Genomic DNA, 25,867 nt, shown 5'->3' with positions numbered 1-25,867 from the left:
AAAAATCGACTAGGGTCGGACGAGCATCATATTGCCGTTGGCGTCGCGCTGGACTCGAAGCTCGAGGGCCGCAGCAAGGCTTGCCGCAAGTTCATCGACCGGAAGCGGACGGAAGGCTCCGGTGACCTTGATCGCGCCGAGCGACGGCTCGCCGAGCGCAATGGGGCGCGAAGCGTAGCGATTGGTTTCCTCAAGCACCGCCGACAAGGGCGCGCCGTGGAACACCAGCATGCCCGATACCCATTGGTCGCTGCCCTTCCCGGCCGGTCCGGCGGGTGCGAGCGGCTCTCCGCTCGCGGCGAAGCGCATCGCCTGTCCCGGCTGGATGCGCAGTTCCGCCGGTGCATCCATATCTCCCGTCCGCCGAACCTCCAAAGCGCCGTGCAGCGACACGACCGAAAGCCCGGCCGGCGGCGCCTGAACGTCGAAATCCGCCTCCGGGGCCGAGACCACCTTCCCGCCCGCCTCGACGAGAAACGGGCGGGCGGGATCGGGCTGGATGTCGAAGCGCGCGCGACCGCGCTGCAGCCTGACCTTGCGGACCTTGTCGTCGAACGCGACCTCCACCCGCGTGTCTGTGTCGAGCGTCACCGACGACCCGTCAGGCAAAGTCACCGTGCGGATCTCGCCGACCGAGGTCGCGTGCGCCACGGATACGAGCGAGAGGTTCGGGTTGCGCCCGGGCTGGAGGGTCACGAACAGCGCTATGACGATCATCGCGGCGGCAGCGAGCGCGAGACGAGGCGCGGTGGCCCAGGCGAGCGGGCGCGGCTGCGGCTTGAGCGACCGGTCCCGACCGACCGCAGTGGCGCCCAGGCCTTCCGCCAGCGTCCAGGTCCGCTCGAGGGCGGCGTATTCGGCCGCGTTTCGCGGATCTGCCGCGCGCCAGCGTTCGAACTCGGCGCGCGACTCCTCCGCATGAGGCCCGTGCATGCGCCCCCACCAGCGACTGGCTTCCTCGCGCGCGTCCTCGCCGCCCGGCATCAGGCATCCTGCTCCATGAAGCGCGTCAGCTGCCCGATCGTCTTCGACATGATCTTCTCGACGCGCTTCACGCTCAACCCCGTCTTCTCCGCGATTTCGAGATAGGTCATGCCATCAAGACGGTGGGCGAGGAAGATATCCCTCGACCGCGGCTTCAGACGAATCATGGCTGTCTCGAGCCGGCGCAGACTATCGCGCGCTTCCAGGCGGCCAAGCTCATCAACGTCCGAAATGGCGTGCGCCACATCGACATCCGGCGCCATGTGCCGGAACTCGGCGGATCGCACGCGATCCTTGAGCAGGTTGCGGCCGATCTGGCGGAGATAGCTTGCGGGCCTGGTGATCGAAGCCGGACCGTCGTCGGCGCGGGCAAGGCGCAGAAAGGCTTCCTGCGCGAGGTCTTCGGCTTCATGCGCGGATGCACGGTTGCGCGCGAAGAAGCGGATCAGCGACGAACGCTCGCTGCGGTATAGCCGGTCGATATCGACGGCGTCCGGCTCGGCGGTGCCAAGCTGGGCAAAGGGGAACGTCGCCGGCCCCTTCACCCTTGGCCTCTGCCAGTATCGTCCGCCCGTGCCGCGCGTGTCATGATCCGTCTCCCGATCGAGACGGCTCCGGCGAAGCCGGGTGTTGAGAACACGTAGGGTTTACATGCGCCGACGCCTTTAGCTGCGAAGCCTGGACATGCGCGTCGGCCACCCGGCGGTCGGCCAGTGAACAGGGTACCCTACGAGGTTCTCACGCCTCGGTGCCGATGTCACGGCACGGACAAAGGTTAGGCCGGCAACACCTTCTCTGGCAAGCAGCTACCCATGAAGTCAAACCACTATGGTGCGATCCAGAGACCCTGACGCGTCGCCGTGGCCAAGGGGACAACCAAACGCATCGGAAAAATACGATACGTCTTGCGGTCCCAGATTGCATCGGCTATTCCCGATGCATGGACCAGGAAAGCGCCATCGAGATCCTCGCCGCCCTTGGGCATCCCACGCGGCTTTCGACCTTCCGCCTGCTGGTTCGCCACGAGCCCGAGGGCCTTTCGACGGGTGAACTCGTCGAAGCGCTGGCCCTGTCGCAGAGCACCTTCTCCACTCACCTCGCCGTCCTTGCCAAGGCGGGTCTTGTTCAGTCCGACAAGCGGGGTCGCCACTTCATCCAGCGGGTGCGCCTCGACGCGCTGCGAGACCTGATGACCTTTCTCGCCAAGGACTGCTGCCAGGGCCGCGCGGAGCTTTGCGGGCCGCTCGTCGCCGAACTCACCACCTGCTACTGAGGCTCCAATGTCCGTCGACGTCATCATCTATCACAATCCCGAGTGCGGGACGTCCCGCAACACGCTGGCGATGATCCGCAACGCCGGCATCGAGCCGCATGTCGTCGAGTATCTGAAGACGCCGCCGGCCCGCGCGTTGCTCGTCCAGCTGATCGAGCGTGCCGGGATCACGCCGCGCGCGCTGCTCCGCGAGAAGGGCATGCCATATGGCGAGCTCGGCCTGGCCGACGAAAGCCTGAGCGACGACGCACTGATCGACGCGATGATGGCGCATCCGATCCTGATCAACCGGCCGCTCGTCGTGACCCCGATTGGGGTGAGACTCTGCCGCCCCTCAGAAGCGGTCCTCGATATCCTACCGCAACCGCAGCAGGGCGCGTTCGCGAAGGAAGATGGCGAACAGGTCGTCGACGTCACCGGCAATCGACTGGTCTGAAGTGGCGACTCTCGCATCCGCTGCGCCGCGTCCGGCGATGAGCCTGTTCGAGCGTTATCTGAGCCTGTGGGTCGCGCTGTGCATCGTGATCGGCATTGCGCTCGGTCATGCGCTGCCCGGCGCGTTCGCGGCGATCGCCGCGGCGGAGGTCGCTCGAGTCAACCTCGTCGTGGCGGCGCTCATCTGGCTGATGATCATCCCCATGCTCCTGAAGATCGACTTCGGCGCGCTCGGTTCGGTGCGGCAGCACTGGAAAGGAGTGGGCGTTACCCTCTTCGTGAACTGGGCAGTGAAGCCGTTCTCGATGGCGCTTCTCGGCACGGTGTTCATCGGCTGGCTCTTCGCGCCGCTGCTGCCCGAAGGACAGGCGTCCAGCTACATCGCCGGCCTGATCCTGCTCGCCGCCGCCCCGTGCACCGCCATGGTGTTCGTGTGGTCGAACCTTTGCGACGGCGAGCCGACCTACACGCTCAGCCAGGTCGCGCTGAACGATCTGCTCATGATCTTCCTGTTCGCGCCGCTCGTCGCCCTGTTGCTCGGCGTCGCATCGGTGACCGTCCCCTGGGACACGCTGCTCCTGTCCGTCGTGCTCTACATCGTCGTTCCCGTGATCGTCGCCCAGCTCGTCCGGGCGGCGGTGCTCGCCTCGGGCGGTCAGCTGGCGCTCGATCGGCTGCTCGGCAGGCTGGGTCCCGCCTCGCTGGTCGCGCTCCTCGCCACGCTCATCCTGCTGTTCGGCTTCCAGGGCGAGCAGATCGTCCGCCAGCCGCTGGTCATCGCATTGCTGGCGGTGCCGATCCTGATCCAGGTCTATTTCAACGCGGGCATCGCCTATTGGCTGTCGCGGCGTTTCGGCGTCGCCTGGTGCGTCGCCGCCCCCGCCGCGCTGATCGGCGCGTCGAACTTCTTCGAACTGGCAGTCGCTGCGGCGATCTCGCTGTTCGGCCTCCACTCGGGCGCCGCGCTCGCGACCGTGGTCGGCGTCCTCGTCGAAGTGCCGGTCATGCTCTCGGTCGTCGCGATCGTGAAGCGTACGCGCCCGTGGTGCGAAGCCGCATGACTCCGCTGGCCTATATTGGCGCTGCGCTCGCCGAGATCGCCGGCTGCTTCGCCTTCTGGGCATGGCTGCGGCTGGGACATTCGCCATGGTGGGTCGTGCCGGGCATGGTGTCGCTTGCACTATTCGCCTGGATGCTGACGCTGGTGGACAGCGAGGCAGCTGGCCGAGCCTATGCGGCCTATGGTGGCGTCTACATTTGCGCCTCGCTGGGATGGTTATGGGCGATCGAAGGCCTGCGGCCCGACCGGTGGGACGTGGGCGGGGCGGTGATCTGTCTCGTTGGTGCCGGCATTATCCTGTTCGGGCCGAGAGCCGCATGAAGCGCCTCCGCACCCTGGTCGATCCAGACTATCTGCCGGCGCTCGACCCGGCGTTCGTGCGCAAGCGTCTTGGTCTCGGCCTTGGCGACGATCAGCCGCCGCCGCGCATACTGCTGCTCTACGGATCGCTTCGGCAGCGCTCCTTCTCCCGGCTCGCCGTAGAAGAGGCCGCGCGGCTGCTCCAGCTGTTCGGCGCCGAGACGCGCATCTTCGATCCAGGCGACCTGCCGCTCCCGGATCAGGTACAGGGCGACGACCATCCCGCCGTCCACGAACTGCGCGAGCACGCGCTTTGGTCGGAAGCGCAGGTCTGGTGCAGCCCCGAGCGGCACGGCCAGATCACCGGCATCATGAAGGCACAGATCGATCACCTGCCGCTCGAGATGAAGGGCATGCGGCCGACCCAGGGTCGCACGCTCGCGGTGATGCAGGTCTCCGGCGGATCGCAGTCGTTCAACGCGGTCAACACGCTGCGGCTGCTCGGCCGCTGGATGCGGATGTTCACGATCCCGAACCAGTCGTCGGTCGCGATGGCGTACAAGGAGTTCGATGAAGCTGGGCGGATGAAGCCCTCCAGCTATTATGACCGCATCGTCGACGTGATGGAGGAGCTGATTCGCTTCACCATTCTGATCCGCCTGCATCGGGAAGAGCTGGTCGATCGATATTCCGAGCGCAAGGCGGCGAACAAGCCAGCGGCTGGCGAGCAGGATCACTCGGCGATTGCCATCCGTCCGGACACACGGCTGCAGTCCACCGGCCGGGATGTCGCCTCACCCGCCGAATAGCCGGCTCACGGCTGGCGCGGCCTCGGCACTCGAGCCAAGCGCTATTCGGCTGGCGACGCCGGCGAACGTGTGGCGGCCGCGCTGCGGCCACTGAACCAGAAGCCCGCGGCCAGGATCAGGATCGCCGTGATCTGGGCAAGCACGGTCTGGACGGTCGGGAACAGGCCGAGGATGTCGATACGTGGCACGCTGTCGAGCGGTCGCACGCCGATAACGCCCGCCTCCTGCAAACCCGCGATGCCCTTCCCGGCGAGCACGACCGCGAGGATGGCGATCAGGATCGAACTCCAGGAGAAGAACTGGGTGATCGGCAGGCGAGCGCTATAGCGCAACATGATCCATGCAATCACTGCCAGCAGAGCTGCAGCAGCGGCGGCTCCGGCGAGCATGGCGACCCCGTTCCCCTCCGCCCACAGGGCCGCATAGAAGAGGATCGTCTCGAACACCTCGCGATAGACGACCACGAAGGAGAGCAGGAACAGGAACCAACCCGACCGGCGAGACAGCGCCGCGCTGACCTTCTCCTTCACATAATGCTGCCAGGCCTCAGCATTACTCTTTCCGTGCATCCAGATGCCGACGGTGAGCAGGATGATCGCCGCGAACAGCGATCCGAAGCCTTCGGTCAGCTCGCGCGACGCGCCGCTCACGCTGATGACATAGGTCGCGACGAACCAGGTGGCGACGCCGGCGACGAGCGCGGCAATCCAGCCGCCATGCACGAACCCAAGCACCTCGCTGCGCTCGGTCTTCTTGAGGAACGCGATCATTGCGATGACGATCAACAGCGCCTCGAGGCCCTCACGCAGCAGCACGCCGAAGGCGCCGAGGAAACTGGACAGGCCGCTCGCGCGATCCGGCGCCAGCGCGGCTTCGGCTTCGGAGAACAGGCTGACGAGCGCGCGGTTTGCGGCTTCGACCTCGCCGAGCGGGCGGCCTTCCCCGATTGCCGCGCGCAGTTCCGCCATCCCACGCTCGATCCTCGCCATCAGCGTTGCATCGCGGGCTGCGAGCACCGGCTCGACCGGTTCGAAGCCGTCGAGATAAGCGGAGAGCGCAAGATCCGACGCCCCCTTTCGGTCGCCTTTGCGGTAAGCGGCAAGGCTCTGCCCGAGCCGTTCGCGGGTCAGCGCGAGCGAGCCGTGGAGGCGCGCGGTCACGGCTTCGGGATGACGGCGCAGATAAGCAGTAAGCGCGAGCGCCTTTTCGCCGCCGAGATCGGCCGCTAGCGCAGCTGGTGTCGAGCCGACCAGCGCCGCCAGGTTGGGATATCTGGCGCGTACCGTCGCATCCTCGCGCCACAGCCGCTCGCCTTCGCGCGCCGCGGTTTCCGGATAAGCGAGCTGGCCGGCATGGAACGCGAGCGCCCAGCGGTCGATCTCGGGTAGCGCCTCGAAGCTCTGCATCGCCGTGCCGTCGAGACCTTGGCTGATCACCTGATAGAGCCCGAACAGGCTGCGCTGGTCGGCGCGGTCCTTGTCGCTGAAGGCGATCGGCGGCGGATCGAGCCGGGCAGCATTCGGGCCGCGGCCGTCGCCGTTCATTCCATGGCAGGAGGCACAATTCTGTGCGTAGAGCTTGTCGGCGCGTGCAAGATCAGGCGGAGACGTGGGCGCGAGAGGCACCGGATAGGCCGCGAGCAAGGCCGACGCCAATGTTCTGGATTGCTCCGCTACCGCCCTGGGGTCAGCCTTGGCAGCAATTGCTACGCGCAAAATCCCCGTTCGCCGGAGCAGGTCGGACTTGGCCGAGGTCGGCGCCAGCGCCTGCACCCTCTCTTCGACTTGCCCGGCGAACTCCGTCATTTCGGCATATTCGGCGCTGCTCACGACCTTGCCGCCCGAAACGGCGCCGGCATAATCGACTGCGATGTAATCGAGCAGCCGCCAGATCGTCTGTACGCCAGCAGCGTTGGCCGAGGCGCTTGCCGGGAGGCAGAATGCGAGCAACGCCAGAACGATCGCCAGCCACCTGCCGAATCGGCGGCTTACATCTCCTGCAGGCATGGGAGCGCGAAAGTTTCGGTTCATTGACGGAATCGCTTCTTAGGAATCGTTCGCGATTTGCACCCTCTAGCCGCTAGAGGGTCAAGCGGCTTTTCGCAGGTCGACCATATTACCGGCCGCATTCGCGATGTTCTCGCTTCGCTCATCGCGCCATGGCCACACGGCTGGTCGCTCTACGCGCCGACCAGCTTGGCTATCGTTACGACGCCGGCGGCACCGAGGCAGGCGAGCGACGGGAGCGCGGTCAATGCCATGCCCAAGGCTCGCGAGCCGGCGCCACCTGGATATCCGCGGTAGAAAAGCAGGCGACCGATCGGGAAGAGGATGGCGGAGGCGATCAGTAGCGCGAGGACGCTGCCGCCCGTAACTGAAGCCAGCGCAAGGTTCATGCACACGCCGACGAACGCCTGCTCGAGCGTGTTCTGCAGAAACGCCACCTTGACCGCGAGCTGCGGGCTTGGTGGACCTGCCGCCGCGCCTGCGATGTCGGCCGCCGAGCGATACCTGCCGCTGGACACGAGCTGGATAGCGACGAGAACGCACAGCAGATGCGGGACGCTGGTCTGGATCGCGAGCGCCAGCCTGGGCGCTATCTCAGACGGCAATGCCATCAGGCGCGGCAACAGCAGCAGCGATGCCGTGCAGACCGCGACGGTAAGGACGAATGCCAGCACGGCTCCGCGCCGCACCAGCCGTTGTTCCATGACTACGTCCATTCCTGCTCCTGTGTCAGGCGGGCCGCTTTGCTTCCAATAGCATGATCGTGCCGGTTACCGTGTGCACGCGGTCGATCTCGCGAACATCGACAAAGCCTGCCTCGCTGATCAGGTCCGGGAGAATGCCGTCGGCATTCGGCTGGGTGTCGGCGACGCCGTCGAGTCGCTGGATCGTCGCTCGAAACAACAGCCGCATCAGGCCGCGCTGGCGGCCATAGTCGGCGACGAGGAGTCGCCCCCGGGGGCGCAGTACCTGCAAAAGCGCCGCAAAGGCGCGCGCCTTCTCCACGACCGGCATCTGGTGGAAAACGAGGCTGGACACGGCCGCGTCGGCTGAGTCGCCGGCGAGATCACTCGCAAACCCTCGGCGCCACTCGACGTCGACACCCGCCTGCTCGGCCTTGGCGCGGGCAATCGTCAGCGCTTCCTCGTCCGGATCGATGCCGATGACGCGCACGTCGGGCTGCGCAGTTTTCAGCATCACGGCGAAGGTGCCGGTGCCGCAGCCGAAATCGATGATCGTTTCGCCCGCTACGGGCGCGGTCGCCTGTAGAAGTGCGCTTCGCCAACGTCGCTCGCGCGTCCAGATACGGATTGCGCGATCATAGTCCTGGGTGTCACCGGTTCCGAGCGGTGGCGTATAGTTCTGTTCGCCCACCTTGTCCTCCTCGTGCGAGTCGGACACATTGTGCACCCTGTAGTGACTCTAGGGTCAAGCCGCCTCCGCCGGACCGAGCGCCTCGATGATCCGGCAGGTCGAGATCGATCCTTGCGAGCATTGGCCGATCAGGTCGTCGAGTTCGCGACGCAGCGCGCGTAGGTCCGCGATCTTACGGTCGATCTCCGCGAGATGCATGCGCGCGACCGCATCGACCGCGCCGCACGAGCCGTCCCGCTCGTCCGACAGCGCGAGCAGCGCACGCACCTGATCGAGCGTGAAGCCGAGGTCGCGCGCCCGGCGAACGAAGGAGAGGCGAGCCAGATGCGCGTGTCCATAGTCGCGATAATTGCCTTCGGTCCTCGCCGGAGCCGGCAGCAATCCGATCTTCTCATAGAAGCGGATTGTCTCGACCTTCGTCGCTGTCGATCGTGCGAGTTCGCCAATCTGCATTGCCAGCCCTTGACCCTAGAGTTGCTACAGGGTGCATATAGCCTCTCACATCGAGTCGTTCGAGGTGGAAATGGCCTGCAACAGCTGTGCGTCGGCAAAGCCCGACGCCAACAATAATCCAACGTGGCGGCGCGCACTGTGGATCGCGCTTGCTGTGAACGCTGCGATGTTCGTGGCCGAGATGGCCGCGGGCGTGGCGGGCGGTTCCAAGGCGCTTCAGGCGGACGCACTCGACTTTCTTGGCGATGCCGCGAACTATGCCATCAGCCTCGGGGTCGCCGGGATGGCGCTCGCCTGGCGGGCGCGCGCAGCGCTGCTCAAGGGCGCGACGCTGGCCATCCTTGGAATCTATGTGCTTGCCGCGAGCCTGTGGGCGGTCTGGCAGGGGCGCACCCCCGACGCCGAACTCATGGGCGTGGTCGGCGTGGCAGCATTGGTCGCCAATGCCGGCGTCGCCCTGATGCTCTACCGTTTCCGCTCGGGTGACGCGAACATGCGCTCGGTATGGATCTGCTCGCGCAACGACGCGATCGGCAATGTCGCGGTCGTGCTGGCTGCGGCGGGCGTGTTCGGAACCGGCACCGCCTGGCCGGACCTGATCGTCGCTGCCATCATGGCGCTCCTCGGAATCTCGGGCGGCGTACAGATCATCCGCCAGGCCAGACGCGAACTCGCCGGCGAGCGCGACGCCTGCGACGACCCGCTGGCCGGCGTGGCATGATGGCGAACTCGCCCGCCGATCCGAACCTTCGCCGCCTCGTGGACGCCGAACTCGAGCGTCAACGCTGGGCAGCCTCGGTCGGTGACGTCGGCAGCGCCTGGTGGGCACTGGAGCGGGCACATATCGTCTCCCAGTCCGATCTGTTCCTACATCTGCGCGTCCATGGGATCATGCTGATGTATGGGCTCCGCACCGCTGACCTGCGCGAGGCGGCCGGTCAGCTTCTGAGGCTGGCCCTTGCGCCATTGGGCACGCTCAGCGGCCGGACGCCCGTCGGGAACACCGGACGGGCGCGGGTCGATCCGTTCGCACCCATGCCGGTCCCCGGCGATCTGCGGCGCGCGCTTGAGGAGGCTGGCGGATGAGCAAGGTTCGGACGCTGACAGGTGATGCCGGTGCTGCTATCGCCCGCGGGGTGCAGCGGCTCCTTGGCCTTCTCGTCGGAATGGCGCTCCTCCTCTCGGTGGGGATGGCGCCACTCGCGCATGCGAGCGAGCAGCTCTGTCTGCCGGGCAACGTGGCAGCCGCGGCGCTTGCCGGTCATGTCGACGGCGACGCGGACCAGGCACCGGACACGGAGAGGGGCGTTCCGCACCACCATGGCGGCTGCCATGGTCACCACTTCGCCGACCCCGTTGGCAGCTCCGAGGCCGAGGCTCCTTCGGTTCTGCCGGCACGCTTCTTCGCGATTCGGTCGACGCTCCTGACTGCTGCACCCCTGGATCGGTCGCTGAGGCCGCCGATCGCCTGACGCCGATCATCGCCCGCGCGACACAGCGCGCGGCTTGTTCGTCATCGTCAGGAGCAATCCAATGTATCGTGTCATAGCGGCCGTCCTGGCCGCAGCGGCCTGCACGCAACCCGTGCAGGCGCAGACCAGTCCGCCACCCGCTGCCGAGCCGACGGGCGAGACCCTCACGCTCGACCGGGCGCTCGAGCTCGCCGGTGCCACGGCGCCCGGGGTCGAGGCAGCAACCGCCGGCGTGCGCGCCGCCGAGGCCCAGCGCCGGGCGGCCGGACTGCGCCCGAACCCGTCAATCAACGTGGAAGCCGAGAACGTCATCGGCACCGGGCCCTATAGCGGCCTCAGCTCGGCCGAAACGACGGTCGGCATGTCCTTGCCGCTTGAGCTCGGCGGCAAGCGCTCGGCGCGGATCGGTGTGGCGGACGCCCAGACCGCCCGTGCCCGGCTGGAAGTGATTACCGCCCAGGCCGACCTTCGGTTGAAGGTCACGCAGGCGTTCGTCGAGGCGGCAGCAGCCGAGCGGCGGCTTGGCGTCGCTCGCGATCAGCGCGACATCGCGAACGAGAGCCTGCGCGGTGCCCGGGTGCGGGTCCGTGCCGGGCGCGCCTCGCCGCTCGAGGAGCAGCGCGCCGACGTCCAGCGCATCAACGCCGAGACCGCGCTTGCACAGGGCGAGCGTTCCGCCGCGCTCGCCCGCGCAAACCTTGCTCGGCTGATCGGCCGGGAACCTGGCCGGCTGGATCTCGCATGGTTCGAGCGAACCGACGGCCTTGGGCCAAAGCTGTCGAAGAGCGCCGACGGCACGCTCGCGTTGGCACTTGCCCAGGCCGATATCGCCACGGCCGACGCGCAGGTGCGCCTCGCGCGCAGTCAGCGCGTCCCGGACCTGACGCTCAGTGCGGGCGCGCGGCGGCTCGAGGCGACCAATGATGTCGCGGCAGTGTTCGGGGTGAGCGTACCGCTGCCCCTGTTCAACAACGGCCGCGCAAATCTCGATGCGGCGCGCGCGCAGCGCGATCAGGCAGAGGCGCTGCGACGCGGCGCGGTTCTTGATGCCCAGCAGGCGATCGCGTCCGCCGAGACCGAAGTCGCCAACGCCGAAGCCAACGCGCGAACCGCTGCGGGGCCGGCGCTCGCCGCCGCGCAGGAGGCGGCACGCATCGCCCGGATCGGCTATCGCGAAGGCAAGTTCGGCCAGCTCGACCTGCTTGAGGCTGAGCGCACGCTTGCCCAGACCCGCGCCGCGGCAATCGACGCGCTCGCTGCCTATCACGATGCACAGGCCCGCCTGGAGCGGCTCACCGCCCGCGCGCCCTCAATCACGGAAGATCGCCCATGAAGATGTCCATGCTGCGGGCGATCGCGCCCGCCACCCTTGCTTTCACGCTTGTCGCTTGCGGTGGCGGGAGCGCGCCTGCGGGGAATGAAGCAGCCGAGCATGCCGAGGAAGAAGGGCATGCAGAAGAAGGCGTCGTCACGCTCAGCCAGCAGCAAATCGCGGAGGCGGGTATTGAGGTCGTTCGGCCGACCGTCGGTGGCGTCGCCGGCGCGATCGAAGTCAGCGCGACCATCGAGGGCGATCCCCAGGGCGTGCAGGTAGCATCCGCAGCGATCGGTGGCCGCCTGGTCTCGCTGACGAGGAATCTCGGACAGTCGGTGTCCAGGGGCGACGTGCTCGCGGTGATCGAGAGCCGCGAGGCGGCGACGCTGCGAGGCGACATCGAGGCGGCTCGGGCGCGGCTTGCGCTGGCACAATCGAACCTGCGCCGCGAGCAGCGCCTGTTCGCCGAGCGCGTTTCGCCCGAGCAGGACCTGATCGCCGCGCGTACGGCTGCAACCGAGGCCAACATCGCGCTGCGCCAGGCCCAGCAGCAACTTGCCGCCACGGGCGGCGGCGGCGGCGCCCTCAACCGGATCACGGTGCGAGCGCCGATCTCCGGGCAAGTGGTCGCCCGGTCGGCAACGCTTGGGCAAACCGTCACGGCGGACGCGGAGCTGTTCCGCATCGCCAACCTCTCGACGGTGAGCATTGCGATGTCGCTGCTTCCGGCGGACGCCGGGCGCGTGCGGCCCGGCTCGCGCGTCGAGGTGACGGCTCCCGGTCGGCGGCAGGAAGGGCGCGTCACGTTCGTCTCGCCAATCCTCGACGAGACCACCCGCCTCGTGTCGGTGATCGCCACGCTCGACAATGGTGCGAACGACTGGCGGGTCGGCGAGACGGTGAGCGCTTCGATCATCGTGCCGGCGGGCGGCGACACCACGGTCGCGGTGCCTTCGGCCGCAGTCCAGATGATCGAGGACAAGCCGCATGTGTTCGTGCGGACGCCCACCGGCTTCAAGGCGGTGCCGGTCACGCTCGGACGGCGCAACGGCGGCCAGGTGGTCGTCACCGCGGGGTTAAACGGTACCGAGCAGATCGCCTCGACCAATTCCTTCACCCTCAAGGCAGAGCTCGGCAAGGGCGAAGCCGAGCATGAGGACTGATCCATGATCGCCCGCATCGTCACCTTCTCGGTGGAGCGGCGCTGGTTCGTCCTGCTTCTCACCGCCGCCCTCGCCATCGCCGGCATGTTCGCGCTCCAGCGACTGCCGATCGATGCCGTCCCCGACATCACCAACAATCAGGTCCAGATCAACATCGTCGCGCCCGCGCTCTCGCCCGATCAGGTCGAGAAGCAGGTCGCCTTTACGATCGAGACCGCGCTCGCCGGTATTCCCGGCCTCGAATATACGCGTTCGCTCAGTCGCAACGGCTTCGCCCAGGTGACCGCCGTGTTCGACGAGGGCACCGATATCTATTTCGCCCGCCAGCAGGTCTCGGAACGGCTGCGCACCGCGGAGGAGGATCTCCCCGAAGGCGTGAACCCTGAAATGGGGCCGATCGCTACGGGCCTCGGCGACATCTTCATGTGGACGGTCGAGTATCGCGAGCTCGACAAAGTAAATCACAAGAGCGGCGAGCCCGGCCTGCAGCCGGACGGCAGCTATATCACGCCCGAGGGTGACCATCTGGTCAGCGAAGCCGACAAGGCGACCTATCTGCGCACGGTCCAGGACTGGATCGTCGCGCCGCAGCTCAAGGGCGCCGACGGCCTTGCCGGGATCGACTCGCTCGGCGGCTACACCAAGGAATATCTCGTCGTTCCCGATGTCCAGCGTATGGCGGCGATGAAGATCACGCTGCAGGACCTCGCCACCGCGCTCGAGCGCAACAACACGAGCACGGGCGCCGGCATCGTCAATCGCAACGGCGAGGGGCTGTCTGTGCGTGCGGACGGCCGAATCCGCACCGCGGACGAACTCGCCCGCACCGTGATCGCCACGCGCGAGGGCGTGGCGATCGTGCTGAGCCAGGTGGCGGGTGTGCGCACCGGCCAAGGCCTGCGCATGGGCTCGGCATCGGAGAACGGGCGCGAGGTGGTGGTCGGTACCGCGGTCATGCGGATCGGCGAGAACAGCCGCACCGTCTCGACCGGCGTGTCGAAGCGATTGGATGAGATCGGACCGTCGCTGCCGGTGGACGTGGTGGTGAAGCCGGTGCTCAACCGCACCGACCTGGTCAACTCGACTATCGCGACCGTCGCCCGCAACCTCGCCGAGGGCGCGCTGCTGGTGATCGTCGTGCTGTTCGCGCTGCTCGGCAACTTCCGCGCCGCGCTGATCGCGGCGATGGTCATCCCCATCACCATGCTGCTCACCAGCATCGGCATGCTCCAGGCGGGCGTCTCTGCGAACCTGATGAGTCTCGGCGCACTCGACTTCGGCCTCATCGTGGATGGCGCGGTGATCATTGTCGAGAATTCGCTGCGACGCATTTCCGAGGCGCAGCATGGCCGGGAGGATGCGCTGCCGCTCAAGGAGCGGCTGGCCATCGTGGCTGCTTCGTCGCGCGAGATGATCCGTCCCTCGGTCTATGGCCAGGCGATCATCATCCTCGTCTATGCGCCGCTGCTCACCTTCACCGGCGTCGAGGGCAAGATGTTCGAGCCGATGGCGCTGACGGTGATCATCGCGCTGATCTTCGCCTTCATCCTGTCCCTGACCTTCGTGCCCGCCGCGATCGCGATCTGGTTGAGCAAGCGGGTGGAGGAGAAGGAGGGGCGCATCGTCAGCTGGCTGCGCCGTCGCTACGAGCCCGGCCTCGACACGGCGATGCGTCGCCCGAGCGCCACCCTGGGCGTCGCGGTCGGCGCGCTGGCGCTGGCCGGCGTCGCCTTCACCACGCTCGGCCAGGAGTTCCTGCCGCAGCTGGATGAAGGCAATGTGCTGGTTCAGGCGATCCGCGTGCCCGGCACCTCGGTCGACCAGAGCCAGGCGATGCAGTCGCATGTCGAGCGGGCGATCACCAAAGAACCCGAAGTGCAGTTCGCTTTCTCGCGCACCGGCACCTCGGAAATCGCTTCGGATCCGATGCCACCCAGCATCAGCGACACCTTCGTGATCCTGAAGCCGAGGGAGCAGTGGCCGGACCCGAACCTGGAGAAGGCAGAATTCGTCGAGCGCCTGGAGAAGCGGCTCGCGAGGCTGCCGGGCAACAATTACGAGATCACCCAGCCGATCCAGATGCGCTTCAACGAGCTCATCGCGGGCGTGCGGGGCGATGTCGCCGTGAAGGTTTTCGGCGACGACTTCGCCCAAATGAATGCGACTGCCGAAGCGATCGCGAGCGCCTTACGCAAAACCGCAGGGGCGACGGACGTGCGCGTCGAGCAGACCGAAGGCCTGCCGATGCTGGACATCCGCCCAAACCGCACCGCCATGTCGCGCGTCGGCGTGACGGCGGGCGATGTACAGGACACGGTCGCGGCGGCGATCGGCGGCCGCGAGGCCGGCATGATCTTCGAGGGCGACCGGCGCTTCCCCGTCGTCATTCGCCTGCCGGAAGCCGCTCGATCGGACCTCACGGCGATTGCGCAGGTGCCGGTACCGACCGCCGAGGGGGGGTTTGTGCCGCTTTCGACCGTGGCCGACATTAACATCGTCGATGGTCCCAATCAGATCAGCCGCGAGAACGGCAAGCGCCGCGTGGTGGTGCAGGCCAATGTGCGCAGCCGGGACGTCGCCGGTGTCGTCGCCGACGCGCAGACGGCGATCGGCACACAGGTGAAGATGCCGCCGGGCACCTATCTCGAATGGGGCGGCCAGTTCGAGAATCTGGCATCGGCCCGCGACCGCCTGATGATCGTCGTGCCGATCTGCTTCGTGGTGATCATGCTTCTGCTCTACGGTGCGCTCGGTTCGGTGCGCGACGCGCTGATCGTGTTCACCGGCGTGCCGCTGGCGTTGGTGGGCGGCGTGCTGGCGCTGTGGCTGCGGGGCATGCCCTTCTCCATCTCGGCGGCCGTGGGCTTCATCGCACTGTCCGGCGTCGCGGTGCTCAACGGCCTCGTCATGGTCTCGGCGATCCAGGACCTGATCGCGCGCGGCCGCGATCGAGCGGTCGCGGCGCGGGAGGGTGCGCTGGCGCGCCTTCGCCCGGTCGCGATGACCGCGCTGGTGGCATCGCTCGGTTTCGTGCCGATGGCGCTCGGCCATGGCGCGGGCGCCGAGGTCCAGAAGCCGTTGGCGACGGTGGTGATCGGCGGGCTGATCTCGGCCACGCTGCTGACGCTGTTCGTGTTGCCGACGCTCTACGCGCGCTTCGGCAGGCGCGAGATGCCGGCTCCGAGCGAGGGCGCGGAGGTCGTGGCATGAGCGAGGAACGGCTGTCGCTCGACACCGCGGACAAGCGTCGCACGCTGTGGATCGTGCTGGCGCTGAACGTCGCGCTGGCGGCGGGATTCGGCATCACGGGAGCGCTGGGCGATTCTAGCGCCCTCATTGCCAATGGCCTCGACAATGCGTCCGATGCGCTGGTCTATGTCATTAGCCTCCTCGCGCTCACGCGCCCGGACCATTGGAAGCGCGCCGCGGCGCGCGTCTCCGGCGTGCTGCTGCTGGTCTTCGCGGCAGGCGTGCTGGTCGACGCGGTGCGGCGCTTCCTGACGGGGAGCGAGCCGCTGGGCCCGGCGATGATCACGATGGCGCTGATCGGCGCTGTGGTGAACGGCATCTGCCTGTGGCTGCTGAAGCGGCTGGAGGAGCCGGACGTAAACCTGCGCGCGGCGACGACCTTCAGCTTCAACGACTTCGTCTCCAATGGCGGAATCGTAGTGGCTGGCGGCGTCGTGCTCTGGACCGGGCAGAACTGGCCCGATCTCGTTGTCGGCGTGGCGGTGGCGGCGATTGCGATCAAGGGTGGAATCGAAATCCTGAGGGATGCCGCCGATGAGGCGCGCGATGCCGGATGAGCAGGGCAAGCCAACGCAACGCAGGCCGTCCCGGGCGTGGTCTGCCGAGGACGATGCTTCGCTGCGGGCTGGGATAGCGGCGAAACAGCAGACGCCCGATATCGCCCGGGCCTTGGGGCGGACGGTCGATGCGGTGCGGGGGCGCGCCCAGGTGTTGGGGCTTAGGCTAACCTCGCGCCTTCGGCCGTGGCGCGTGTACCCAGGGAGCGACTGAGCGAAGCGACTGGAGTCGCCACGGGACCCTCACGCCTCCGAAGACCGTGCGACTCCACCATTTCTTGGAATTGTCAGCGCTTCGACTCGCCGTCACGCTTGACCGACAGCACCCCCCGATGCCGGGGCAAGACGGAACAGGGATGCGCCATGATCGAGGTCCACCTCCTGCGCTATGCGCTGGCGGCGGCCGATAGCGGCAGCTTCAGCCGTGCGGCCGAGCAGTTTCGCGTGAAGCAGTCGACGCTGAGCAAGCGCGTCCGCCATCTCGAGCTTCGTATCGGGGTCCCGCTGTTTACGCGCTCGACCCAGGGTGTCGCGCCTACGCCGAGCGGGATCCAGTTCCTCGCCCGGGCCCGCTCGATCGTTGGCGAACTCGACATGCTTTCGACCGATGTCATGGCGCTCGCCAGCGGCGAGCGTGGCAGGCTGCGCATCGGCTTCCACGGCACCCTGGCGGCCGGCGATCTGCGAGCGACGATCGAGGACTTCCGGCGCGAGGCCCCGGATGTCGAGCTTGAGGCAATTGAGGCGGGCCGCGATCAACTCCTCGATGGCCTGGACCGGGGTCGTCTCGATCTGGCGGTGGTGGCCGGCGAAGGGGCTGGAGGGCAAGCGCTGTGCCTGTGGAGCGAGCCGCTGGCGGTGGGCCTGAGCCTCCAGCACCGGCTGCTCGAGCGCGACCGACTATACTGGACCGATCTCCGGGAGATGACCTTCCTCGTGACCCGGGCCGATCCCGGCGATCTGATCGCAGCGATGATCGCGGCACGTCTCGCGGGGCCTTGCCACGCGCCGCGAATCGTCGCCCAGGCGGTGAGCCGCGACAATCTGCACAGCCTCATCACCCGGGACCGGGTCTCGGTAACGGCCGGCGCCGGGTCGATGACAGACGGGGGCGTGGCATTTCGCGAGGTCCATGATGCGTTCGGTCCGACGCGGCTCAGCCAGACCCTCCATTGGCGCGAGGAGAACGAGAACCCCGCGCTCGCGCGCTTCCTGGCGCTGGCGGCGAGACGATATGGCCGGGCACCGCCCGAGCGCCCTGTTCGGCACTAGAACGGCAGCGGGCCGAGTTCATCCTCCGGCCCCCAGCTGTCTTCTTGCTTTGGCGAAGCCGCGGTCGGTGGCCATGAACTGGACAAGCATCGGCACGATCAGCTTGGCGGGGCCGCTGGACGCTTGACCAGTGGCCTGGGCGTGGGCTTCAGCATAGGCGCTGAGATCGCGATAGACATCGGCGGGTATGTCGAGCGTGACCTTCACCGGCTTGTCGTCGGCGATCGGTCCGAGCTTCAGCGTCATTTCGCACCTCCTTCGCCCGGTGCCAGCACAAGATCGCGGGTGACGATCACGCGTAGCTGGAAGCCAGCCCGCACCGTCAATGTCGGCTGCACGTTCATCTGTCGACGGACGAGATCCTGGCCAGTGCGGCCGATCGAGTCAGACGTGCCTTCGCGCAGCGCGCGCACCAGCGAGTCCTCGTCATCGCTGCCAACCTCGGTTCCGACGCTGAGCAATGTCGAGATCAAGGCGGCGCGGAACAGTCCGCCCCAATGCTGGTCGACGCGGTCCTGCAGACCCGAATAGCCCGAGGCATCGGTGCCGGGCAGCCGGTCGAGCTGGACCGATCGACCGTCGGGCAGGATGAGCCGATCCCAGGCGAGCAGGACGCGGTTCTGCCCGAATGAGATCTGCGAGTCATATTCGCCGATCAGGCGGCTGCCCTGCGGGATCAGCAAATGCCGGCCGGCCACGCTGTCATAGACATTCTGCGTCACCTGGGCGGTAATAATCCCCGGCAGGTCGGAGCGGATGCCGGTGATGAGCGCGGCCGGGATCACGCTGCCTGCCTGGACGATGTAAGGCGAAGCGGCAGGAACGAGCCGATGGCTGCTCTCGGCCGGATGCTCGTTGCGTGCCGTCACGAAATCGCGCTTCGCGGGCTGACCGCTCGCCGGCCCTTGGCGCTCGACCACTTGCGACGGCGCGGCCGCGCTGCCCGTTCCCTGCGCCGGCAGCGCCGCGGGCGACCCGGGAGGAGTCTGTGGCGCCGCGCTCTCGCTTCCGATGAACATTTTGCTGGTCCGGGCCGCGTCTCGCTCCTGGCGGATGCGATCGCGCGCGGCCTGCGCCTCATCGGGCGGTCCGCCCGGCTGGGTTTGCTGGCCGTTCGGTGGGGGCGGCACATCGACGCCGCGCTGCTGGGCCGAGAGGATCGGTTTGCCGAGGTCGCCCGGAAGTGGTGGCCCGAGCCTGGGCACCTGCGAATAGTCCTTGGGCGCGCCGGCAAGCGCATCGCTGGCCGCCCGGTTGTCGGTCTCGTAGAGCTCGTTCGGTGCCTTGGGCGCGGTTGGTTGCAGCGCGTAGATCAGCGCCCCGCCAATGCCGGCGGTGACCACCAAACCCGCGACCGCCAGCGTCTTGCGCGAGAGCCGCATCACGCGGGGCGGGTCTCCGCGCAGCCGCAGCGCGGCAGCACCGATCGGCTGCGCCTGGGGAAGCTCGCTCATTTCGCCCTCTCGCCCGGAAGGGCACCTTCGCGCAGCACGCGCACACGCTTCTGCGACTTGCCGCCACCCAGCCGCAGCTCGGCCGCTCCGAACAACCGATCGACGATGAGGTAACGGCCGCGCATCCGGTAGTTGACCAGCTCGCCGGCGCCCTTCGCGCCTGCGACGAACAGCGGCGGGAGCTCGCTTTGGCCGATGCTTGTCGGGAGCTCGATGAAGACCTGGCGGCCATCGTCGAAGGCACGAACCGGGCGCCACGCCGTGCGGTCGCCATCGATCCGGTAGCTAAAGTTGAGCGACTCAAGGTTGACACCAGGCACCGGCGGCGGCGCCGCGGCCTCACGGTTCCGCGCGGCAAGCGCGATCAGCGCATCCTGCGGATAGGTCCAGGAGACCGAGGCCATATAGGTGTCCGGGGTCGAGCGCAGTTCGAGGTGATAGGTGCGCCGGTCGGTGTTGATGACCAGGTTGGTGGAGAGACCCGGCCGGGTCGGCTTAACCAGGATATGCACGCGCTGCGCCGGACCTGAGCCGCTCAGCGTGTCACCCATGATCCAGCGCACGGTGTCGCCGGCGGCAACGGGGCCGACAAGCTGTTCGCCTTCCTGCAGCGCAATGTCGGTGACCTGACCCGGCGCGGTGTAGAGCTGGTAAAGCGCGCCTTCGGCCCATGGATATTGCTGGATCGCATTGAGGAAGCCGTCGCGCGCAGGTTGCATGCGGGCGGCGTCATTGGCGCTGCCGATCCGGGCCTTGGGATCGGCAGTCTCTGACACGCCGGCGGTCCTGATCGGCTTAAGCTGGCCGGGCAGCGGCAGCGGTTCGGGGATGCGGACGATCTCGACCTTGCGCGGCTGCTCGGACTCCGGAATTGCAGGCACCAACGCCTCGGCTGCCTGCGGAGGCGTCTGCGCGCGCGAGGCCGCACAGCCGGCGAGCGGCAGCAGGCCGAGCATGAAGAGGGGCGGCACGACCGCCATACTTTTGCGGGTCATTGCGAAAGCTCCTTCGACCAGTTGAGAGCGGTGACGAACACGCCGAGCGGGTTCTTGCGCAGGGCGTCGGGGGTGCGCGGGCTCTGGATCGCGACGGTGACGATCGCGGACCAGCGCTCGGTGGCGGCGAGGCTGCCGTCCTGGTAGCGCCGCTCGGTCCAGGCGATGCGGAAGCTGTCGTCGGAGGCACGGATCACGCTCGACACGTCGATCGCCACCTGCAGCTTGCCGACCTGCGCGAACGGGTCGTTGTTACGCGCATAATCGTTGAGCGCGAGCGCTCCGCGTGCGGTCGTGAAGTCATATCCGCGCAGCCAGTTCTGGCGGAGCACGACAGGATCGGCAGGAATGCCGCGGACATTCTCGATGAAGCGCGCGAGGTGGAACGCGATCTGCGGGTCGCTCGGGCGATATGCCGCATCCGCCGGCGCGACCGCCTGGGCTTCGCCGAGCTTGTCAACCTGCACGACCCAGGGGGTGATCGTGCCGCGCGAAGCCTGCCAGATGATGCCGGAAGCCAGCAGGGTCGAAAGCCCGAGCGCGCCGAAGCAGGCAAAGCGCCAGTTGCGCGCCTGCACCCGCGCCGACCCGATGCGCTCGTCCCATGCCTGACCGGCGCGCTGATAGGGCGTCTGCGGCTCGGGGGTCGCGCCGTAGCGCACGGTCGATCGTCGAAACATGCGTGTCACTCCTTGTCGGTGATGCTGACGGAGGCGCCGGGTCCGCGGCTGTCGCCCCCGCGCAGCGTATGGGTTGCGACGCTGGCGCCGTGGACGATGGCCTGGTTGCGGCGCATCGCGCGTGCCCAGGCAGGCGGACCGCCAGCGGCAGCACTGGCAGGATCGGCGACCGGCTCCGGCGACGTGTCGGGCTGAGCGGATGACGTCTCGCCGTGCTGTGGGCTCGGATGCGCGACGGGAGCGTCGCCCATGTCGGATCCGGCCGGAGTTGAATCCGCGTGCGGCTCAGCGGCTGCCGTGCTGCCGACCGCAATCGGAGCAGAGGCGGTCTGGTCAGGTGCCGCTCCGCTCGAGGAACGACCGGCACCCGAGCCTGCGGATCCGGGCGAGGCCTGGTTCGAGCTGCCGCGGAGCGGGGATGGGGCACGCTCTGCCGCGGCGCGCCCGACGCTGCCGAGTCCGGCGGCAACACCGCCGAGCCCCGATTTGCCCTCGGCACCGACGCGATAGGCACTGGCGGCGGAGCCAACGGTGCGCGCGGTGCCGGCGAGAGCGCCACCGGCAGCGCTCAGCGCCGCGCCACCGGCGGCGGCGCCCGCTGCGACCACGCTGCCCGCTGCGAGCGCGGTGCCGGCCGCGGCGCCGGCTCCCAGCTGCGGGCCGCCCGATACGATGCCGCTGGCGATGCCCGGCCCAAAGATTCCGAGACCCAGCAGGCACAGTGCGCCGAGCACGATCGCCATGGCATCCTCGATTGTCGGCTGGGCATTGCCAACCGCGTCGGTGAACTCGGAGAAGAGGGTCGAGCCGATGCCGACGATGACGGCGAGCACCAGCACCTTGATGCCCGACGACACCACATGGCCGAGCACGCGCTCGGCCATGAAGGCGGTCTTACCGAAGAGCCCGAAGGGGATGAGCACGAAGCCGCACAGGACCGTCAGCTTGAATTCGACCAGCGTGACGAAGAGCTGCACGGCCAGCACGAAGAAGGCGAGCAGCACGACGACCCAGGCGAACAGCAGGACGACGATCTGGATGAAGTTTTCGAAGAAGCTGATGTAGCCCATCAGGCCCGAGATGGATTCGAGTATGGGCCGGCCGGCATCGAGCCCAACTTGTGCGACGCGCCCGGGCTGGAGCAGCTCGGCGGCCGTGAAGCCGGTGCCCGAGGCCTTCAGCCCGAGGCCGGCGAAGCTCTCGAAGACGATCCGCGCCAGCGCGTTCCAGTTGCCGATGATATAGGCGAAGATGCCGACGAAGAGCGTCTTCTTGATCAGCCGGGCAATGATGTCGTCGCCCTCGCCGAGCGTCCAGAACAGAGCGGCGAGCGTGACGTCGATGACGATCAAGGTCGTCGCGATGAACGCGACCTCGCCATGGAGCAGCCCGAACCCGGAATCGATGTAGCGGGTGAAGACCTCGAGGAAGCGGTCGATGACCCCGGTGCCGCCCATGCTCAATGCTCCTGTAGCTGCGCAGCTGCCGGGCCCGTGTCGGGAGCCGGGATTGAAGATGGGACGATCTGGTTCGCGAGCGGCGATGAGGCGGGCTCGGCCGGCCGCGCGCGGTCGAGCCCGAGGAAGCGCCGGCGGTTCTCCGCCCAGGCGGCGAGGCAGTCGCGGTCGTTACCCGCGGCCTCGCCTGCCTGCTGGCATTGCCGCAGACGGGCTTCGAGCGGATCGGCCGGCGCCACAATCTCTGGCCGGGACCGTGCGGTCTCGGTCGGCTGCGGCGATCCGCGTAGCGCCAGCGCGGCCATGGCGACCGCCAGGCCGAGACAGGCGAATGCGCCGATGCGCGCCGGGAGCCGGATGTTCATCGCCCGCGCGCCTCAGTCGTGGAACATCTTGGCCGGGGCCGACCGGTAGCCAGCCCCGGGCGCGAGAAATCGGCGCAATTGCTCGCGCGCCTGGTCCTGCGCGGCCGCGCGCTGCGCCGCCTCTAAGGACTGGGCCCGGCCCTGCGCGGCGACGAGCGCGGTCAGGTCGGCCAGCTGGCGCGCCTGGAGCGCGAGCAGCTGATTGCCGGCCTGCGCGGCCTGCAGCGCGCCCGAGGCCGACTGGCTCGAGCCGACCAGCCGGTCCATGACGCTGCGCGAGCCTTCGATATTGCCAACGACGCCAGCCTGGACCTTGAGCGCGTCCTCGAAGGCGGCGACGGTGTCTTCCCAGCGGGCGCGGGCATTGGCGATCAGCGCCTTGTCACTCGCCGACAGATTGTCCGCCCGGTAGCGGCCAGCGAACGCCTGGTCGATCGACTGGACCGAATAGGCGATGCGCTGGGCGTTGCTCAGCAACTGCTGGGTCTGCCGGACCTGGGACTGGAGTTCGGCGAGCGACGAGAAGGGCAGCGCCGCGAGATTCTTCGCGTCGTTGATCAGCCCTTCCGCCTCATTCTGCAGCGAGCGGATCTGATTGTTGATCTGCTGGAGCGTCCGCGCCGCCGTCAGCACATTCTGCGAATAGTTGCTGGGATCGTAGACGATGCCGCCGAGCTGGGCGTGCGCCGGGGCGGCGGCAAAGGCAATCAGCAGGGCCGAAGCGCCGGAAAGCGTAAGGCGGCGGAGGAGAGATAAACGCATGACAGTCACTCCTGGTTGATGAGGAAGAGAAGATCCGCGGCCCAGTCGAGGCCGCGGGCGCGCAGCCACGCAGGCGCGAAGCCGGCGCGGCCATGGGCCTCGACAAGTTCTGCGATGCGGCGCTGGTCGGTGCGCGACGAGGCCGCCGTGAAGGCGAGCGCGACTTCGCCTAGTCCCAGATCGAACAGGCGGTTGCCGCGGCGCGACTGACAATAATAGTCGCGCTTAGGCGTCGCCCGCGCGAGGATCTCGATCTGGCGCTCGTTCAACCCGAAGCGCCGGTAGATCGCGGCGATCTGCGGCTCGAAGGCGCGCTCATTGGGGAGGAAGATCCGCGTCGGGCAGCTCTCGACGATTGCCGGGGCAATGGCGGAGCTCTCGATATCGGCAAGGCTCTGGGTGGCGAACACCACGCTCGCATTCTTCTTGCGCAGCGTCTTGAGCCATTCGCGCAACTGGGCGGCGAATGCCGGACTATCGAGCACCAGCCAGCCTTCGTCGATGATGATCAGGGTCGGCGCGCCGTCGAGATGCGCCTCGATGCGGTGGAACAGATAGGAAAGCACGGCGGGCGCGGCGGCGCTGCCGACAAGGCCCTCGGTCTCGAACGCCTGGACTCGGGCTTGCCCGAGCTGCTCGGTCTCGGCGTCGAGCAGCTGGCCGTGCGGCCCGCCGACGCAATAGGGCCCGAGCGCCTGCTTGAGCGGCTGCGACTGGAGCAGCACCGACAGGCCGGTCAGGGTGCGTTCGGCGACCGGTGCCGACGCCAGCGAGCCGAGCGCCGCCCAGAGATGCTCCTTGGCCTGGGGATCGACGACGACACCTTCGGCGGCGAGGATCGCTGCCAGCCATTCGGCCGCCCAGCTTCGCTCGGCGAGGTCGTGGATCCGGGCGAGCGGCTGCAGCCGCACCCCCTCGGCTGCATCGTCCTCCCGCGAAGCGCCAAGGTCCTGCCAGTCGCCGCCCATGGCGAGCGCAGCGGCGCGGATCGAGCCGCCAAAGTCGAAGGCGAAGATCTGCGCATGCTCGTAGCGGCGGAACTGCATCGCCATCAGCGCGAGCAGCACCGACTTGCCGGTCCCGGTCGGCCCGACGATTAGCGTATGACCGACATCGCCGACATGGAGCGCGAAGCGGAAAGGCGTCGAGCCTTCGGTGCGCGCGAAGAAGAGCGGCGGCGCATCGAAATGCTCGTCGCGCGCCGGCCCTGCCCAGACGGCGGATAGCGGCACCATGTGCGCGAGGTTAAGCGTCGAGATGGGCGGCTGGCGGACATTGGCGTAGACATGCCCCGGCAGGCTCCCGAGCCATGCCTCGACCGCGTTCATGCCCTCGGCGATGACGGTGAAGTCGCGGCCCTGGATGACCTTCTCGACCAGCCGAAGCTTTTCGGCCGCGATCCCCGGGTCGGCGTCCCAGACGCTGACCGTGGCGGTCACATAAGCCTGCCCGACGAGATCGCTGCCGAGCTCCTGCAGGGCTAGATCGGCGTCGGCGGCCTTGTTGGCCGCGTCGCTGTCGACGAGCACCGAGGCCTCGTTGGTCATCACCTCCTTGAGGATCGCGGCGATCGACTTGCGCTTGGCGAACCATTGGCGGCGGATGCGCGCGAGCAACCTTGTCGCGTCGGTCTTGTCGAGCATGATCGCGCGGGTGACCCAGCGATAGGGAAAGGCGAGCCGGTTGAGGTCGTCGAGCAGCCCGGGAAAGGTCGCGCTCGGAAAGCCGATCACCGTCAGCGTCCGCAAATGCTGGCTTCCAAGGCGCGGCTCGAGGCCGCCGACCAGCGGCTGATCCGCCAGAAGCACGTCGAGGTGCATCGGCGTCTCGGGCACGCGCACCCGCTGGCGCCGGGTCGAGACGGTCGAATGGAGATAGGTGAGCGTCTCGGCATCATCGAGCCAGCGTGCCTCGGGCACGAACCCTTCGAGCAGCTGGAGGAGGCGCGCGCTGCGGTCGGCGAAGCCCGCGAGCAGCTCGCGCGTGTCGACACCCGAGCGGGACCGCCCCTCGTAGAGCCAGCCTTCGGCGCGCGCGGCGTCTTCGGCCGGCGGCATCCATTGCAGCGTGAGGAAATAGGCACTTTCGTAATGCACGCCTTCCTCGGCGAACTGCGCGCTGCGCTCGCGGTCGACCAGCGCCGAGGCCGGGTCGGGGAACGTGCTCGCGGGATAATCGTGCGCCGGCACGCGCTGCGCCTCAACGAAGATCGCCCAGCCCGAGCCGAGGCGGCGCAGTGCGCTGTTGAGCCGCCCCGCGGTCGCGACGAGTTCAGCGGGGGTCGCCGAATCGAGGTCGGGACCCCGGATTGCGGCGGTCCGCTGGAACGAGCCGTCTTTGTTGAGGACGATGCCGGGCGCGACCAGTGCCGCCCAGGGCAGGAAGTCGGCGAGCGCGGCGCCGCGCTGGCGATATTCGCGGAGCGACATCAT

Annotated in this window: 27 protein-coding genes; 13 read left to right on the top strand and 14 right to left on the bottom strand. The window is 67.9% G+C overall.

The window, feature by feature from the left end:
* Positions 1 to 9 precede the first annotated feature (9 nt).
* Positions 10 to 984 carry a FecR family protein gene (locus FBR43_RS12495; protein ID WP_136943422.1) on the bottom strand — a complete coding sequence of 325 codons (975 nt, stop codon included), beginning with the start codon at positions 982 to 984 and terminating at the stop codon, positions 10 to 12.
* The gene (locus FBR43_RS12490; RefSeq protein ID WP_136943421.1) at positions 984 to 1,529 is read right to left on the bottom strand and encodes an RNA polymerase sigma factor; all 546 of its coding nucleotides are present in this window, start codon (positions 1,527 to 1,529) and stop codon (positions 984 to 986) included. Before FBR43_RS12490 ends, FBR43_RS12495 begins: the two co-directional genes overlap by 1 nt.
* Before the next feature lie 395 nt (positions 1,530 to 1,924).
* Between FBR43_RS12490 and FBR43_RS12485 the strand changes: the two genes are divergently transcribed.
* The 5 genes from FBR43_RS12485 to arsH are packed head-to-tail and all read left to right on the top strand — an operon-like array spanning position 1,925 to position 4,861.
* On the top strand, positions 1,925 to 2,257 hold the full coding sequence (locus FBR43_RS12485; protein ID WP_136943420.1) for an ArsR/SmtB family transcription factor: 333 nt from the start codon (positions 1,925 to 1,927) through the stop codon (positions 2,255 to 2,257).
* 7 nt (positions 2,258 to 2,264) lie between these two features.
* The gene (arsC, locus tag FBR43_RS12480; RefSeq protein ID WP_136943419.1) at positions 2,265 to 2,693 is read left to right on the top strand and encodes an arsenate reductase (glutaredoxin); all 429 of its coding nucleotides are present in this window, start codon (positions 2,265 to 2,267) and stop codon (positions 2,691 to 2,693) included.
* Positions 2,694 to 2,730: 37 nt separating this feature from the next.
* Complete coding sequence (arsB, locus tag FBR43_RS12475) at positions 2,731 to 3,753, top strand: ACR3 family arsenite efflux transporter (RefSeq protein WP_212611959.1); 1,023 nt, start codon at positions 2,731 to 2,733, stop codon at positions 3,751 to 3,753.
* Positions 3,750 to 4,073 (top strand): YnfA family protein, encoded by a 324-nt coding sequence (locus FBR43_RS12470; protein WP_136943417.1) that lies wholly within the window; start codon positions 3,750 to 3,752, stop codon positions 4,071 to 4,073. Before arsB ends, FBR43_RS12470 begins: the two co-directional genes overlap by 4 nt.
* On the top strand, positions 4,070 to 4,861 hold the full coding sequence (gene arsH / locus FBR43_RS12465) for an arsenical resistance protein ArsH (RefSeq protein ID WP_136943416.1): 792 nt from the start codon (positions 4,070 to 4,072) through the stop codon (positions 4,859 to 4,861). The genes FBR43_RS12470 and arsH overlap by 4 nt, the downstream gene beginning before the upstream one ends.
* 41 nt (positions 4,862 to 4,902) lie before the next feature.
* On the opposite strand, the gene FBR43_RS12460 is transcribed toward arsH, so the two are convergent.
* The 4 genes from FBR43_RS12460 to FBR43_RS12445 form a co-directional block, all read right to left on the bottom strand.
* On the bottom strand, positions 4,903 to 6,867 hold the full coding sequence (locus tag FBR43_RS12460; RefSeq protein WP_169542677.1) for a cytochrome c/FTR1 family iron permease: 1,965 nt from the start codon (positions 6,865 to 6,867) through the stop codon (positions 4,903 to 4,905).
* A 173-nt stretch (positions 6,868 to 7,040) separates the two neighbouring features.
* The gene (locus tag FBR43_RS12455) at positions 7,041 to 7,583 is read right to left on the bottom strand and encodes an MAPEG family protein (RefSeq protein ID WP_136943414.1); all 543 of its coding nucleotides are present in this window, start codon (positions 7,581 to 7,583) and stop codon (positions 7,041 to 7,043) included.
* 13 nt (positions 7,584 to 7,596) lie between these two features.
* Positions 7,597 to 8,268, bottom strand: a complete 672-nt coding sequence (locus FBR43_RS12450; RefSeq protein WP_249276581.1) for a class I SAM-dependent methyltransferase — start codon at positions 8,266 to 8,268, stop codon at positions 7,597 to 7,599.
* 27 nt (positions 8,269 to 8,295) lie between these two features.
* Positions 8,296 to 8,694 (bottom strand): MerR family transcriptional regulator, encoded by a 399-nt coding sequence (locus tag FBR43_RS12445; RefSeq protein WP_136943412.1) that lies wholly within the window; start codon positions 8,692 to 8,694, stop codon positions 8,296 to 8,298.
* A 70-nt stretch (positions 8,695 to 8,764) separates the two neighbouring features.
* On the opposite strand from FBR43_RS12445, the gene FBR43_RS12440 reads away from it, so the two are divergent.
* The 8 genes from FBR43_RS12440 (at position 8,765) to FBR43_RS12405 (ending at position 17,722) form a co-directional block, all read left to right on the top strand.
* Positions 8,765 to 9,415 carry a cation transporter gene (locus tag FBR43_RS12440; protein WP_136944209.1) on the top strand — a complete coding sequence of 217 codons (651 nt, stop codon included), beginning with the start codon at positions 8,765 to 8,767 and terminating at the stop codon, positions 9,413 to 9,415.
* Positions 9,412 to 9,780 carry a DUF3703 domain-containing protein gene (locus FBR43_RS12435; protein ID WP_249276580.1) on the top strand — a complete coding sequence of 123 codons (369 nt, stop codon included), beginning with the start codon at positions 9,412 to 9,414 and terminating at the stop codon, positions 9,778 to 9,780. The genes FBR43_RS12440 and FBR43_RS12435 overlap by 4 nt, the downstream gene beginning before the upstream one ends.
* A complete protein-coding gene (locus FBR43_RS12430) occupies positions 9,777 to 10,166 on the top strand; it encodes a hypothetical protein (RefSeq protein ID WP_136943411.1) in 390 nt (129 codons plus the stop codon). Before FBR43_RS12435 ends, FBR43_RS12430 begins: the two co-directional genes overlap by 4 nt.
* A 61-nt stretch (positions 10,167 to 10,227) precedes the next feature.
* Positions 10,228 to 11,499, top strand: a complete 1,272-nt coding sequence (locus FBR43_RS12425) for a TolC family protein (protein ID WP_136944207.1) — start codon at positions 10,228 to 10,230, stop codon at positions 11,497 to 11,499.
* The gene (locus FBR43_RS12420) at positions 11,496 to 12,644 is read left to right on the top strand and encodes an efflux RND transporter periplasmic adaptor subunit (RefSeq protein WP_136943410.1); all 1,149 of its coding nucleotides are present in this window, start codon (positions 11,496 to 11,498) and stop codon (positions 12,642 to 12,644) included. The genes FBR43_RS12425 and FBR43_RS12420 overlap by 4 nt, the downstream gene beginning before the upstream one ends.
* Positions 12,645 to 12,647: 3 nt before the next feature.
* Positions 12,648 to 15,854, top strand: a complete 3,207-nt coding sequence (locus FBR43_RS12415) for an efflux RND transporter permease subunit (protein ID WP_136943409.1) — start codon at positions 12,648 to 12,650, stop codon at positions 15,852 to 15,854.
* A complete protein-coding gene (locus FBR43_RS12410) occupies positions 15,851 to 16,450 on the top strand; it encodes a cation diffusion facilitator family transporter (protein WP_136943408.1) in 600 nt (199 codons plus the stop codon). Before FBR43_RS12415 ends, FBR43_RS12410 begins: the two co-directional genes overlap by 4 nt.
* Before the next feature lie 363 nt (positions 16,451 to 16,813).
* Positions 16,814 to 17,722 carry a LysR family transcriptional regulator gene (locus FBR43_RS12405; protein WP_136943407.1) on the top strand — a complete coding sequence of 303 codons (909 nt, stop codon included), beginning with the start codon at positions 16,814 to 16,816 and terminating at the stop codon, positions 17,720 to 17,722.
* A gap of 18 nt (positions 17,723 to 17,740) precedes the next feature.
* On the opposite strand, the gene FBR43_RS12400 is transcribed toward FBR43_RS12405, so the two are convergent.
* From FBR43_RS12400 to trbE, 8 genes are read right to left on the bottom strand one after another with little or no spacing between them, the layout of a single operon-like run.
* On the bottom strand, positions 17,741 to 17,968 hold the full coding sequence (locus FBR43_RS12400) for a DUF2274 domain-containing protein (protein WP_136943406.1): 228 nt from the start codon (positions 17,966 to 17,968) through the stop codon (positions 17,741 to 17,743).
* Positions 17,965 to 19,176, bottom strand: a complete 1,212-nt coding sequence (locus tag FBR43_RS12395; RefSeq protein WP_136943405.1) for a TrbI/VirB10 family protein — start codon at positions 19,174 to 19,176, stop codon at positions 17,965 to 17,967. The genes FBR43_RS12400 and FBR43_RS12395 overlap by 4 nt, the downstream gene beginning before the upstream one ends.
* Entirely contained in the window at positions 19,173 to 20,171 is a 999-nt protein-coding gene (trbG, locus tag FBR43_RS12390) for a P-type conjugative transfer protein TrbG (protein WP_136943404.1), read from the bottom strand. The genes FBR43_RS12395 and trbG overlap by 4 nt, the downstream gene beginning before the upstream one ends.
* Positions 20,168 to 20,851, bottom strand: coding sequence for a conjugal transfer protein TrbF (trbF, locus tag FBR43_RS12385; RefSeq protein WP_136943403.1), 684 nt, complete (start codon positions 20,849 to 20,851; stop codon positions 20,168 to 20,170). The genes trbG and trbF overlap by 4 nt, the downstream gene beginning before the upstream one ends.
* Positions 20,852 to 20,856: 5 nt before the next feature.
* Positions 20,857 to 22,308, bottom strand: coding sequence for a P-type conjugative transfer protein TrbL (gene trbL, locus FBR43_RS12380; RefSeq protein ID WP_136943402.1), 1,452 nt, complete (start codon positions 22,306 to 22,308; stop codon positions 20,857 to 20,859).
* A gap of 2 nt (positions 22,309 to 22,310) precedes the next feature.
* Positions 22,311 to 22,673 (bottom strand): putative entry exclusion protein TrbK-alt, encoded by a 363-nt coding sequence (gene trbK-alt / locus FBR43_RS12375; protein ID WP_136943401.1) that lies wholly within the window; start codon positions 22,671 to 22,673, stop codon positions 22,311 to 22,313.
* Positions 22,674 to 22,685: 12 nt separating this feature from the next.
* The gene (gene trbJ / locus FBR43_RS12370; RefSeq protein ID WP_136943400.1) at positions 22,686 to 23,435 is read right to left on the bottom strand and encodes a P-type conjugative transfer protein TrbJ; all 750 of its coding nucleotides are present in this window, start codon (positions 23,433 to 23,435) and stop codon (positions 22,686 to 22,688) included.
* A gap of 5 nt (positions 23,436 to 23,440) precedes the next feature.
* Entirely contained in the window at positions 23,441 to 25,867 is a 2,427-nt protein-coding gene (gene trbE / locus FBR43_RS12365; RefSeq protein WP_136943399.1) for a conjugal transfer protein TrbE, read from the bottom strand.

It is taken from the genome of Sphingomonas baiyangensis (assembly GCF_005144715.1).
GTDB lineage: Bacteria > Pseudomonadota > Alphaproteobacteria > Sphingomonadales > Sphingomonadaceae > Sphingomonas > Sphingomonas baiyangensis.
The sequence above is the reverse complement of the archived record's forward strand: the minus strand, read 5'-3'. Positions and strand labels throughout refer to the sequence as shown.